Below are 12,682 nucleotides of genomic sequence, written 5' to 3'. Positions count from 1 at the left end.
CCATTATCATAGTCTTATCCAAATGCTTCAGAGGTATCCGATGTCAGCTTACATGCAGTCTCATATAGAAATGTTACAGCATACTTTTAGCATCATTATATAATTTCTCCCTTTTTTAGTAAATTTGTTTTGAAGACTGTAATGAAAGCATTTAAAAAGAAGTTTGGATTAAGCTTCTCGGTAATACTCTTACTGAGCTTTTCTACTGTGCTGCTTCCCCTCGATTTCTTTCACAATCACGATCCAATTCCTTCTTCCTCTTCAGCAGATCAGTTATATTCCAGTAGTAAGGAGAAGGTTAATGTTCAGAACAAAGCAGATTATTGCTGGGTATGTGCTGTACATATCGATAAGACTTTTACCAAAACATCATTTAATGAAAAGATCAGACTTACTCCAATGATGTCTGTTTTTCTGAATAATGAAGTTACTTCCTATTTTGCGGAACTGCTCCTCAGCAGTTTAAGGGGTCCCCCAACCGAATAAGTATTTCCTTTCTTTATTGTTATGCGGTGTTTTTGCACCTGCATGTTTGTTCAATTTATTTACTTATTCATATAAAATAGAAATGAAGTCTATTTTTTTATACTTTTTATTATTATTATCATATACAGGCGTTTATGCTAATTTAATTCCAATCGAAGGCAGGGTAATCGATGGGAATACCAGAGAGTCATTGCCTGCAGCTATTGTTACTATACCTGATCTTAAAATATCTGTATCTACAGATATTGATGGTAAATTTATGTTTCGTAATATGCCTGATAAGGGGAAGTTCCTGATCGAGATTAGATATGTTGGCTATAAGACCCTGATCCAAACCATTGATTTTTCGCAGAATCAGGCTCTTGAGTTTGAATTGTTCCCAAGTATTATTGAGGCTAAGGAAATTGTGGTTACCGGTACCGCATTCAGTTCTGATAACCGAAAAAACAGTACTGCTGTTTCTTCGGTTACCAAAGATCAGTTAATTAATCGTCCTTCCTCTAACCTCATTGATGCAATTGCCAGGATTCCTGGAGTTTCGCAGGTAAGTACCGGTGGTGGTATTTCAAAGCCGGTTATTCGCGGACTAAGCTATAACCGTGTGGTTACCCTTGTTGATGGCGCCAAACAGGAGGGTCAGCAATGGGGCGACGAGCATGGAATGGAGGTTGATCAGTTCAGTGCTGACCGTGTGGAGGTTTTGCGTGGTGCTGCCAGTTTATTATATGGTTCAGATGCTTTAGGGGGGGTTATTAATGTGCTTGAGCCATTGCCATCTCAGGAAGGACAAATTCGGGGTGAACTGATCTCAAGCTATCAATTAAATAATGGGCTTAGCTCAAGTACGGCTATGCTTCAGGGAAATAGTAAAGGCTTTATCTGGCGTGGACGTGCATCTTTAAAGAGCGCATATAGCTACAATGCTCCGGGTGGAAGAATTGCCAATACAGGATTTGATGAAACTAATTTCAGCGGACAGCTTGGATTCAATAAAAAATGGGGTTATGCACATCTTAACCTTTCAAGTTTTAACAGTAATGTTGGTCTGCCTGATTTTGCCAGAAATGCAGATGGCCAGTTTGAAGATGAGAATGGATCTGTTCTCACAGATAATCAATTAAAAGATCGTTCCCTTTTATTGCCTTTTCAGGATATCCGTCATAACAAAATAGCACTGAACAGTCATGTTTTGCTTGGAAACGGAAGATTGAGAACAATAATGGCTTACCAGAATAATCAGCGCAGAGAGCTTGAAGATGACAGAAGCAGCCCTTCCCTGTTTTTTGATCTGAAAACGTACAGTACTGATTTCAAATATTATTTCAATGAAAATAATGGCTGGGAACCGGTAATTGGTTTGGCGGGCTCATTGCAATACAATAAGAATAAAGCAGAAGAGCTATTGATTCCTGATTATAAATCTAAAGAACTCGGACTTTTTGCTTATGCAAAGAAATCATGGGAAAGCATTACGTTTAATCTTGGATTACGTTTTGATACCCGTAGTATCAGTGCTGATCAGATGATGGAAGATGGAAGCCCTAAGTTCAGTAATTTCAGAAACAGCTTTTCCAATATGAGTGGTGCTGCCGGATTTACAAAGGAGTTTAATGATCATTTTAATTTTAAAGCTAACCTTGGATCAGCATTTCGTTCGCCGAATATCGCTGAATTAAGTTCTGACGGTGTTCACGAAGGAACATTCCGTTATGAGATTGGAAACAATGATCTCAATCCGGAAAACAGTTATTATGCTGATTTTGCCTTTGAATTCAATAATAATGTGCTGAGCGCGAGTCTGGGAGCATTTAATAATTACATTGATAATTACATTTATAATCGTCAAATCAATAATGAAACAATTTTGATTGATGCCGATCGTTTACCAGTACATCGTTTTGTGCAGGATCATGCAAACTTGTCGGGGATTGAGGCGGGATTAACCCTGCATCCGGCTGAGCTCATTCATTTTGAGAATAGCTTTTCTTATACCCGGGGGCTTAACCGTGCAACTGATAAACCTTTACCCTTTATTCCGGCAGCTGTGCTGAGAAATGAGGTGAGGTTAGAGCCCCAATTTAAAGGCCTGAAGAGAACATATTTTTCAATCACTCTGGATAATGTTTTTAAACAGAACAGGATTGATGCCTTTGAAACCCCAACAGGATCTTATACCCTGCTTGGCCTGGGCGTTGGCACCACTGTTATGATGAAAAATCAGCCTTTAAGGCTGAATATTTCTGTTAATAATCTGTTTGATAAAGCCTATTATGATCACCTGAGCCGTTTCAAACCTGGCCGCTTAGATGAGGCAGATCGAAATGCAGGTTATTTCAATCAGGGCAGAAACGTTTCGTTTGGACTTTATTTGCCGTTGAGAATCAAATAAATAACAGGTTCTATTGCTGAGTTTAAGGTATTGGAATCACGGATTTATTTTTTCATATTTATTTAAGCCATTAATCTTAAAAAACATGAAAAAATTTAAATCCCTGATTCTAATCCTTTTTTTCTCTCTGGCTGTAACTGCTTTGGCTCAGGCCGATAAGCTGGTCAGTACAGGCAATGAGATTGCTTCTTATCTAAAGAACTCGTTTGGTATCAACAACCGGTTCGAAATTGCAGAACCTGCTTCTGAAAAATCAGAACTTGTTACTGTAAATCCTCAGCAAACAGCCAATTCAATTCCCGGGCTCCTCAAAAATTCTGTTAACAATGAGATTAAAATAGAACGCTTCAAACCTGTTCCTATGCGCGATGGGGTAAAGCTCTATGCTGATGTGTATATGCCTGCAAAACCAGGCAAATATCCAACAATTGTAATCCGTACCTGTTATGGTGTACAGCGTGATGGCGGGCATCAGGATAAGATCAGATTTGCACAGCAGGGATATGCAGTTGTTTTTGCTGATGTGAGAGGAAGATACGAAAGTGAAGGGCAGTGGTATCCGTTCAAGGATGAAGGTAAAGATGGTTATGATATTATAGAGTGGGCAGCGAAACAGCCATTCTCTAATGGAAAGGTTGCTTTGCAGGGTGGAAGTTATCTGGGTCATAATCAATGGGCAGCAATGAGCCAGACGCCTCCGCATCTTGTGGCTACTTTCCCCGGTGTTGCTTCAACCAATATTTACGCAAACTGGTTAACTATGGGCGGAGCTTTCCGTTTAAGCTTTAACTATGGCTGGGGTGTTGTACGTATGCCTAACCGTATCATGCTTCCACAGTACTGGCATACAGAAGCATATACTCCTGAAGAGCTGAAATATGAAAATATATTATGGCATCTTCCGCTGAAGGATGGCGATCTGAAAAGCGCGGGCTATGCGGTTAAACATTATCGCGACTGGATTGATCATGAAAGCTATGATGATTACTGGAAATCAATCAGTGATGAAGAGAATTTTTCGAAGATGAATGTTCCGGCCCATACCTATGGAGGCTGGTTTGATATTTTCCTGATGGGAACGATCAATGGCTATATCGGTATGAGGAACAAAGCTGCCACACCCGAAGCGCGTGCCAGTGCCCGTATGATTATTGGTCCATGGGGTCATGGCCCTTCACAGGCTTTTGGTACTGTTGATTTTGGTCCGACAGCGAACATGAAAATGTTTGAACGGGAATTACAATTCTACGATTACCATCTGAAAGGAATTAAGAACGGAATTGAGAGCGAAGATCCGGTGAAATTGTTTTATATGGGGGTAGATAAATGGAGAAGCGAAAAGGATTATCCTGTTCCGGGTACTCAGTATAAGAATCTTTATCTGACCAGTAATGGAAATGCAAATTCAGTTCGGGGAGATGGTGAATTAAGCTTTGAGGCGCCTAAAAAGGCTGCTGCCGATAAATACACTTACGATCCTAAATCTCCTGTTATGACTTTGGGTGGCAATAATTGCTGCGGTACTCCAACTCAGGCGGGGCCTTATGATCAGCGTCCTTTGGAGCGCCGGGAGGATGTACTGGTTTATTCTTCCGATTTCCTGAAATCAGCTGTAACCATTGCTGGTCCGGTAAAAATGAAGTTGTTTGCAGCAACTGATGGTCCTGATACTGACTGGATGATCAAGCTTGTTGATGTTTATCCTGATGGAAGGGCAATGCCAATTTCTGAAGGTATTTTAAGAGCAAGATTCCGTGAGGGTCTGGATAAGATCAAATTGCTTACTCCAAATCAGGTTTATGAGTATGAAATAGAAATGACAGGTACTGCCAATGTGTTTAAGCCAGGTCACCGTATGCGTGTAGATATTACCTCAAGCAATTTTCCTCAGTTTGACAGGAATCCAAATACCGGAGATCCTTTTGGAAGCAGCGACAGAGTTCGTGTTGCTCAGCAAACTATTCATCATGGAGGACCTCGTCTGAGCAGTATTGTACTGCCAATGGTTCGCGCGGTAGAATAATTGTAATCGAAAGTATTTAAAAAGCAAAAACCCGGCATCATACCGGGTTTTTGCTTTTTAGGATTTATGGAATTAACTATTTCTTAAGGGGGACATAATTAAGGCTGGCACTTACTTCAATTTTTTCAGCAATTTTTTTAAAGACCAGTTTGGGCACCTCAATTTGATGGTCTGCAAGCATCACCTCAAATTTTGTTTCAAGCTGCATGGAGTTTTCACCCACACTAAGTTTGGCGGTCAGCTTCCTATTCTGGTCAACGCCATGAATGTTCAGTATTCCATTTGCACTTACCGAATAAACACCTGATTTACTCAGATCAATTATTTCATTGATTTTACCTTTGAAAGTGGCGTAAGGATATTTCTCACTTTCCATATAGTTTTCATTAAAATGCTGCTGCATAAGCTTGTTGCTGAACTGAAACTGGGATACAGGGATACGTACCACCACCTCTCGGTTTGAAGCATTGATGATCGAAGCTGCGCGTGTATTTTTTGCTTCGATATCCTCAAGGGGTGCTTTGGAGAAAAAACTAAACTCACTTTTTATTGCGTTGTACAAAATACCCTGAGCCATGGCAGTATTCAATGCCATAGAAAATGCCATTACTAAAATATAGCGTGTCATGGTTTTAATTTCTTTTCTTTTCCGAAAGAAAACGTTCTTGAAATATTAAACCCAAAATGAATATCTCCGCTGCCCCAGCTTCCGTTTGTTTCCGTAATGAATTGCCGCTCAGTCATTCCAAATGAATTAGTAAACAGCAGTTGAAAAACATGTCCGCCTGTTTCAAGATCAAAGCTGAACGAAAGGTTGTTGGTATAAGAGTCATCAATCTGATTGGGCAATACATAGTTGTATTCACCATTAACTGAGGTTCGTTTGGTTAATTTCATTCTTCCTCCGATCCCGGTTGCCAGAACTGTTTTATTATCTGTAAAAATATCCGGCCTGTTTCTGTGGATCAGGGTAGGCGAAAGCTGTAAGGAAAGGGATTCACTGAATTTTCTTGCAATCAGGATCTGCGCGGTATAACTGCTTCGGTTGTTTGATGAAAGCTGCGGACTGGTATTTTGCGTGCGTATCATATACCCGCTTAATAATGATACAGATACAGGAACATTTGCTGCACCGGATGTTTGACGAATCAGTTTATACTTTGCAAAATAGTCGAAGGTTTTCTGAAATGAACTTCTGCCTATTCCCAGCATCAGCCGGTCATTGATTCCGTATTCCAGGCCAAGCCGGTTTGTTGCAGCATCAAGTCCGAAAAATTCTTCAAAACCACGATTTACCCGATCAAAACGATGAGATATAATAAAGTCTAAATTATTTTTACCCACCGTTTCCACAGAATGTCCATTAATGACCCGTGTGGCTTTGAACGTGGCGGTCCTGACAAAAACCTCATTGCTGTCTGCAATGAGCTTCATCAGATCATCCTGTGCCAATGCACTAAAAGGAATGATAAAACATATCATGAAGATGATCTTTCTCATATTCGGAAATTATTTAGAATCAGGCTTCAAATACTCTTAATGAATTTCCGCTTAATGTTGTGCTGTATTTTTTTACATTGGAAGTGGCCGGTCCCTGAACTTTTGCACCATTGGAATCAAAAACAGAACCATGTGCGGCATCGGTGAGTGAGCAAGGGAAAGTATTATTTGAAGAGTTATAAGTGAGAGGATTCCCCTGATGAGTACAAACTGAGGATAAAGCAATGTAGCTTGATCCGTTTTTAGCGATGATTACACTATTCATAATAGTCCATCCCCTGGTACTGATGTCTGTATTAGTACTCACATCCAAAGTGAAATCTACCTTACTCCCCGGTATTGTGGGGGTAGGATTGTTTGTAGTTGGGGATCCGGTATCACCTTTACCGCAAGCTCCGAGGCAAGAAGTGATAACTAATGAACCGGCACTTAAGCCTAAAGCGGCAAGAAAATCTTTACGTTCCATAATTTTTTGGTTTAATGCTTATTAATTGTCTAATTTCAGATTGATTCGGTTTTTATCAGTTACGTTAGAATATTCAGGATGGTTTACCGGGGGTGCAATTAAAATCCTATTTTTATTATAAAATATTGATTATGAGAAGATTATTTACTGCTTTATTATTGATTACATCGTTAACGGTATACTCTCAATCTGCTCAGGTTTTATCTGTTACTCTTGAGAATGTTGATTATCCATATCCCATTAGTTATCTGCCGCTGAATATTGACGGTGAGGATGTGCGTATGATTTATATGGACGTGAAGCCTCAAAAACCTAATGGTAAAACCCTGATGCTTTTCCATGGAAAGAATTTTGCAGGGTATTACTGGACAAATGTTATTAAAGCATTTAGTGAAAAAGGTTACCGGGTGCTGGTTCCTGATCAGATCGGATTTGGAAAATCTTCGCGACCAATTGTGAATTACAGTTTTCACAGAATGGCATCATATAACAAACAGCTGATGGATAGTCTGAAAATCCAGCAAGCTGTTATTATGGGGCATTCAATGGGTGGGATGCTTGCTACACGTTTTGCGTTGCTCTATCCTGAAAGAACTTCTCAGCTGGTTCTGGAAAACCCGATCGGACTTGAGGACTACCGGATGTTTGTACCTTATGCCAGCAATGAGGCATTATATCAGACAGAGCTTAAGGCAAGTGCCGAAAGCATAAAAAGATATTACCAGAGTTCTTATTTTGTACAATGGAAACCGGAGTATGATGAGCTGGTGAGGATCGCAGCCGGGATCAATGGCAGTTCCGAATTTCCAAGGTATGCTAAAGTTTCTGCTCTGACTGCTCAGATGATTTATGAACAGCCTGTTGTTCACGAGTTTCCCATGCTTAAGGTTCCGGTACTTCTACTTATCGGTACCCAGGATAAAACTATCGTAGGAAAAGCAAGACTTAGTGCAGAAAATCAGAAAAAGTACGGACTGTATAATCAGCTGGGCAAACAAACAGCGGCTAAGATACCCGGGGCAAAACTCATCGAATTCAATAATTCAGGACATATTCCACATCTGGAAATTCCGGAGGATTTTATGAAGGCTCTGGCTGAAAATATCAAATAGACTTAACCACCTAAAAGAGCAATGATCTCTTCAACAGATACTTTTTGCTGCTCTCCGTTTTTCATATTCTTTAAGGTTAAGAGTCCTGATTCCATTTCATCACTTCCTATCAGGATGACATAAGGAATGCTCTTATCATCAGCATAAGCCATCTGCTTTTTCAATTTTGCAGATGAAGGATAGATTTCTGCACTGATTCCTGCATTTCTGATTTGCTGAAGTACCGGTAATGCATATTTCTCTGCCTCTGCATCAAAATTGCTGATTAGTACTTTTGTACTTTCGGTGGCACTTTCCGGGAACAGGTTTAATTCTTCCAGTACATCATAAATGCGGTCGGCACCAAATGAAATCCCAACACCTGTCAGATTGCTGAGTCCGAACATGCCTGTTAGGTCATCGTACCTGCCACCTCCGCCGATACTGCCCATAGCCACTTCATTGGTTTTAACTTCGAAAATGGCACCGGTATAGTAGTTCAGTCCGCGTGCGAGGGTAATATCAAGTTCTACATTGAGTATTGAGTATTGAGTATTGAGTATTGAGAGCCGGGCCAGATATGAAAAGATGGTTTCAATTTCAGAAATTCCTTTCAAACCGGTTTCGGATACTGCAAGGACTGAACGAAGGCTGTTCAATTTCTCTTCATTCGATCCTTTTAAGGCAATGATAGGCTTAAGTGTTTCGATATCTGCATCAGTAAAACCACGTTCGATGAGCTCTTTGGTTACACCTTCAAAGCCGATCTTGTCAAGTTTATCGATTGCAACAGTCATATCAATGATCAGCTCTGGCTTTCCAATGATCTCGGCTATTCCGGATAGGATTTTACGGTTATTGATTTTAATGGTAAAATCTTTCAGTCCCAGTTTACTTAATGCCTCGTGGTAGATCAGTACAAACTCTGCTTCATTGATCAGACTTTCTGAACCCACTACATCGGCATCGCACTGATAAAATTCGCGATATCTTCCCTTCTGAGGGCGATCGGCACGCCAAACCGGCTGGATTTGGAACCGTTTAAATGGAAAGGATATCTCGTTACGGTGCATTACCACATAGCGTGCAAAAGGGACGGTCAGGTCGTAACGCAGGGCCTTCTCACAGATGTCTGATATTAATTGTTGTGAGTTGCGGCCGGTAAGTTTTTCTTCAGGGATATTCGAAAGGAAATCTCCTGAGTTTAAAACCTTAAAAATCAGTTTATCTCCTTCATCCCCATATTTTCCGGTAAGAGTTGTGAGATTTTCCATTGTGGGAGTCTGAATCTCCTGGTAGCCAAATTTCTTAAATACCGAGCTGATGGTATTGAAAATGTGGTTGCGCTTCACCATTTCTGATGCAGAAAAATCGCGGGTTCCTTTAGGTATCGATGGTTTGATAATTGCCATACATTAATTTTATAATTTGCTGATGATTATATCGAGACTTTAAATTCCTCAATAATTTCACTGCATCGTTTTTCAATCATTTGGTAGACCGGGTCAAACTGATCATCATTATAATAAGGATCAGGAACAATGCCTTTTTTTAAAAATAAACTGACTTTTTGACGATCTGATTCATTTCTTGCCATGCTTCTTACATCCTCAAGATTATTCAGATCCATTACCAGAATCTGATCAAAAGCTTCAAAGTCACTGTTGTCAAATTTTCTGCAGACCTGACCGCTGATATCCACACCATATTTTTTTGCGACAGCTATCGATCGGCTATCCGGTTGCTGGCCAACATGCCATCCACCGGTTCCGGCAGAGTCGATTTGCCAGTTAAGGCCGTGTTCTTTAACCATATATTCCATCACACCATGCGCCAAAGGTGATCGGCAAATGTTTCCCAGACAAACCATTAATATCTTCATGGCAATGATCGGATTATTTTATTTAGAAAAAATGTTATTCAGTGTTGCAGCAAGGTGAATTCCTCCTTTCAGCAATTGCTGATTGGCAGTTTCGATATTATCGTAAATGTATCTGTAGCTTAATTTATCACCTGATTTTACATTTGCATACAATTTTTCACTGATCTTGTATGAATCAGCTACCCATTGAGCTGCACCCTGTGATTGCAGGTTGTGGAGTTCATTTTTATCAATAAAATTAACTGAGCTGGCGTATTCTGTATAACTGAGCTGCTGATGTTCAATCATATCGCTGTCCCAGATGCGGTGAAGGTTTGTATTCTGTCCGAACCAGGTTAACTGAATTTTATTTCCTCCCAGATCTTCGAAACGACCGGTATGCATAGGCTGATGAATGTCGCCAACCAGATGGATCAGAATTCTCAGATACATTACTTTTTTCTCCTGTGCAAGGGCCTTATTTTTCAGTTCGGCACTAAGGAAGTTTATACGGGTAAATGCATCGGTAACGGTATCCTGTGCTAAAGCATAGTTTAGCTGTTCAGATTTCAATCCGGCCGGCAGGTTAATATAATGCCAGTTGCTCAGGTAATTATAGGAAGGCTCAGACTTAATGAAGTCGGCCCAGTTGCTTGCCATTGCCAGACTCTCGTTACCCAGAATTTTTTTGATTTCGTTTGTTGTTTTTTTGTTCAGATAAGTTTCAGCGATTTGCCCTACAACCCTGTGTCCAAGCATTCCCCAGGCCATACTTTGAAGTGGAATATAAAACAAGAGGCATGAAAGGAGTAATTTTTTTATTGAACAGTATCTCATGATTGGTTTAGTTTAATGGCTTCTGAACACAAACAATTTTTTCCTTCAGCGACATTTTGATCTGCTGGTGTTGCTGAGTGCTTTCCAGGTACAAACTGTCGGCAGTATTTTTTTTGATCACAAAAGCAGGCAGATACTGACCAATACGGTAACAGCCTGATATCTTTTGCTTGAAATTGGATTTTGTGAAGGTAGTATTGAAAATAAGAGTGTCGTTTTGTGTGAGGTATGTTCCTTTGGCATATTCTGTCCAGCTTCCATTGTTGAAACAGGAATCAGGATAGGTATTTACTTTAGTGAAGGTCTTTATTGTGATGTAAACGGAATCGCAGGTAATGCGAAATTGATGTTTGGAATACTGCAAACGTTCATTCTGATAATCAACGCTGTCTTCTTCCCAGATCCCCTGAAGCGAATCAGTTCCTTTTCCCTGAAGGTTCGGATTGAATCTACAGGAGCTAAAAGCAAGAACGCTCAGTATGGATATCAATAAACAAGCGTATTTTGCCATAGTTAGGTTTTAAAACACTCCGCCCGGTAAGAGCGGAGTGTGTTGATTATTACTTTAATCCGCCAATCATATCTTCAGGACGTACCCACTGATCAAACTGCTCATTGGTCAATAAGCCAAGCTGAATAGCAGCTTCTCTGAGTGATTTATTTTCTTTCAAAGCTGTTTTGGCAATTTTAGCTGCATTTTCATAGCCGATATGCGGATTCAAGGCTGTTACCAGCATCAATGAATTTTCAAGGTGTTTCTTGATACCGTCATAGTTAGGCTCAATTCCCTCTACGCAATTTACGGTAAATGAAACACATGCATCACCAATCAGGCGCGCTGACTGGAGGAAGTTTGCTGCCATAACCGGCTTGAACACGTTCAGTTCATAATGTCCGTTTGATCCGCCTACGCTGATTGCAACATCATTACCCATCACCTGTGCTGCAACCATGGTTACTGCCTCATTTTGTGTAGGATTAACTTTTCCCGGCATGATGGATGATCCCGGCTCATTATCCGGAATATGGATCTCGCCGATACCTGAACGTGGACCCGAAGCCAGCATACGGATATCATTGGCAATTTTCATCAGGGAAACGGCGATTTGCTTCAATGCACCATGGCTTTCAACAATTGCATCATGAGCGGCCAAAGCTTCAAATTTATTTTCAGCGGTGATGAAAGGAAGGCCTGTGAATTGTGCGATATAATCAGCAACTTTCACATCATAGCCCTGCGGGGTATTGATTCCCGTACCCACAGCAGTTCCGCCAAGTGCAAGTTCTGATAAATGATCCAATGTATTTCTCAGGGCTTTTAATCCGTGGTTAAGCTGAGAAACATAACCCGAAAACTCCTGACCCAGAGTAAGCGGTGTTGCATCCATCAGGTGAGTACGACCAATTTTTACTACATCCTTAAATTTATCAACCTTGATCTGAAGTGCATCACGAAGTTTTTCAACTCCGGGAATAGTTACTTCAGAAACCATTTTATATGCTGCAATATGCATTGCAGTTGGGTAAGTGTCATTTGAAGACTGAGATTTATTCACATCATCATTAGGGTGAACAAAAGTCTTGCCTTCTCCAAGCTTATTGCCCTGTAAAACATGAGCGCGGTTAGCGATAACCTCATTAACGTTCATGTTCGACTGGGTTCCTGAACCCGTTTGCCAGATTACCAGAGGAAACTGATCATTTAATTCCCCGGCGAGGATCTCATCACAAACCTGAGCGATAAGGTCGCGCTTTTCAGCAGGTAAAATTCCGCTGTCTGTATTAGTATAGGCAGCTGCTTTTTTCAAATATGCGAAAGCTTCGATAATTTCTTTCGGCATTGATGCCTCAGGACCAATTTTGAAATTATTTCTTGAACGTTCGGTTTGTGCACCCCAGTATTTATCAGCGGGTACCCTTACCTCGCCCATGGTATCATGTTCTACTCTGTAACTCATTGGAATAGGAATTTAAATTTTGCTGCAAATTTAGATTTTTTTACCTTCTGTTAAGGCCAAAAATTCAGATT

The 12,682-nt window shown here is 40.5% G+C and carries 12 protein-coding genes; 4 read left to right on the top strand and 8 right to left on the bottom strand.

From position 1 onward, the window contains the following. Positions 1-141 precede the first annotated feature (141 nt). From P2W72_RS15050 to P2W72_RS15040, 3 genes are all read left to right on the top strand, one after another. Positions 142-486: a hypothetical protein gene (locus P2W72_RS15050; RefSeq protein ID WP_276364271.1), complete on the top strand. Its 345-nt coding sequence runs from the start codon at positions 142-144 to the stop codon at positions 484-486. An 82-nt stretch (positions 487-568) separates the two neighbouring features. Further along, on the top strand, positions 569-2,875 hold the full coding sequence (locus P2W72_RS15045; protein WP_276364268.1) for a TonB-dependent receptor: 2,307 nt from the start codon (positions 569-571) through the stop codon (positions 2,873-2,875). 85 nt (positions 2,876-2,960) lie between these two features. Beyond that, the gene (locus P2W72_RS15040; protein ID WP_276364265.1) at positions 2,961-4,898 is read left to right on the top strand and encodes a CocE/NonD family hydrolase; all 1,938 of its coding nucleotides are present in this window, start codon (positions 2,961-2,963) and stop codon (positions 4,896-4,898) included. 76 nt (positions 4,899-4,974) lie between these two features. Here the strand turns inward: P2W72_RS15040 and P2W72_RS15035 are convergent, their stop codons facing one another. Genes P2W72_RS15035 through P2W72_RS15025 form a run of 3 tightly spaced genes read right to left on the bottom strand, consistent with a single transcriptional unit; the run spans position 4,975 to position 6,864 of the window. Next, positions 4,975-5,526: a YceI family protein gene (locus P2W72_RS15035; RefSeq protein ID WP_276364262.1), complete on the bottom strand. Its 552-nt coding sequence runs from the start codon at positions 5,524-5,526 to the stop codon at positions 4,975-4,977. After that, positions 5,523-6,398 carry a DUF5777 family beta-barrel protein gene (locus P2W72_RS15030; RefSeq protein ID WP_276364260.1) on the bottom strand — a complete coding sequence of 292 codons (876 nt, stop codon included), beginning with the start codon at positions 6,396-6,398 and terminating at the stop codon, positions 5,523-5,525. Before P2W72_RS15030 ends, P2W72_RS15035 begins: the two co-directional genes overlap by 4 nt. A gap of 19 nt (positions 6,399-6,417) precedes the next feature. After that, the gene (locus tag P2W72_RS15025; RefSeq protein WP_276364257.1) at positions 6,418-6,864 is read right to left on the bottom strand and encodes a Rieske (2Fe-2S) protein; all 447 of its coding nucleotides are present in this window, start codon (positions 6,862-6,864) and stop codon (positions 6,418-6,420) included. Positions 6,865-6,995: 131 nt separating this feature from the next. On the opposite strand from P2W72_RS15025, the gene P2W72_RS15020 reads away from it, so the two are divergent. After that, positions 6,996-7,976, top strand: a complete 981-nt coding sequence (locus P2W72_RS15020) for an alpha/beta hydrolase (protein WP_276364254.1) — start codon at positions 6,996-6,998, stop codon at positions 7,974-7,976. Positions 7,977-7,978: 2 nt separating this feature from the next. Here the strand turns inward: P2W72_RS15020 and hisS are convergent, their stop codons facing one another. The 5 genes from hisS to fumC are packed head-to-tail and all read right to left on the bottom strand — an operon-like array spanning position 7,979 to position 12,611. After that, positions 7,979-9,367: a histidine--tRNA ligase gene (hisS, locus tag P2W72_RS15015; protein WP_276364251.1), complete on the bottom strand. Its 1,389-nt coding sequence runs from the start codon at positions 9,365-9,367 to the stop codon at positions 7,979-7,981. 26 nt (positions 9,368-9,393) lie between these two features. After that, on the bottom strand, positions 9,394-9,837 hold the full coding sequence (locus P2W72_RS15010; RefSeq protein ID WP_276364248.1) for a low molecular weight protein-tyrosine-phosphatase: 444 nt from the start codon (positions 9,835-9,837) through the stop codon (positions 9,394-9,396). Positions 9,838-9,855: 18 nt separating this feature from the next. Further along, entirely contained in the window at positions 9,856-10,653 is a 798-nt protein-coding gene (locus P2W72_RS15005) for a S1/P1 nuclease (RefSeq protein WP_276364246.1), read from the bottom strand. Positions 10,654-10,660: 7 nt separating this feature from the next. Then, on the bottom strand, positions 10,661-11,164 hold the full coding sequence (locus P2W72_RS15000; protein WP_276364243.1) for a fumarate hydratase: 504 nt from the start codon (positions 11,162-11,164) through the stop codon (positions 10,661-10,663). A gap of 49 nt (positions 11,165-11,213) precedes the next feature. Then, positions 11,214-12,611, bottom strand: coding sequence for a class II fumarate hydratase (gene fumC, locus P2W72_RS14995; RefSeq protein WP_276364240.1), 1,398 nt, complete (start codon positions 12,609-12,611; stop codon positions 11,214-11,216). Between the last annotated feature and the right edge of the window lie 71 nt (positions 12,612-12,682).

Origin of the sequence: Daejeonella sp. H1SJ63 (assembly GCF_029360775.1) — a bacterium.
Lineage (GTDB): Bacteria > Bacteroidota > Bacteroidia > Sphingobacteriales > Sphingobacteriaceae > Daejeonella.
Note: the sequence above shows the minus strand (reverse complement) of the source record. Positions and strands in the feature narration are given on the sequence as shown.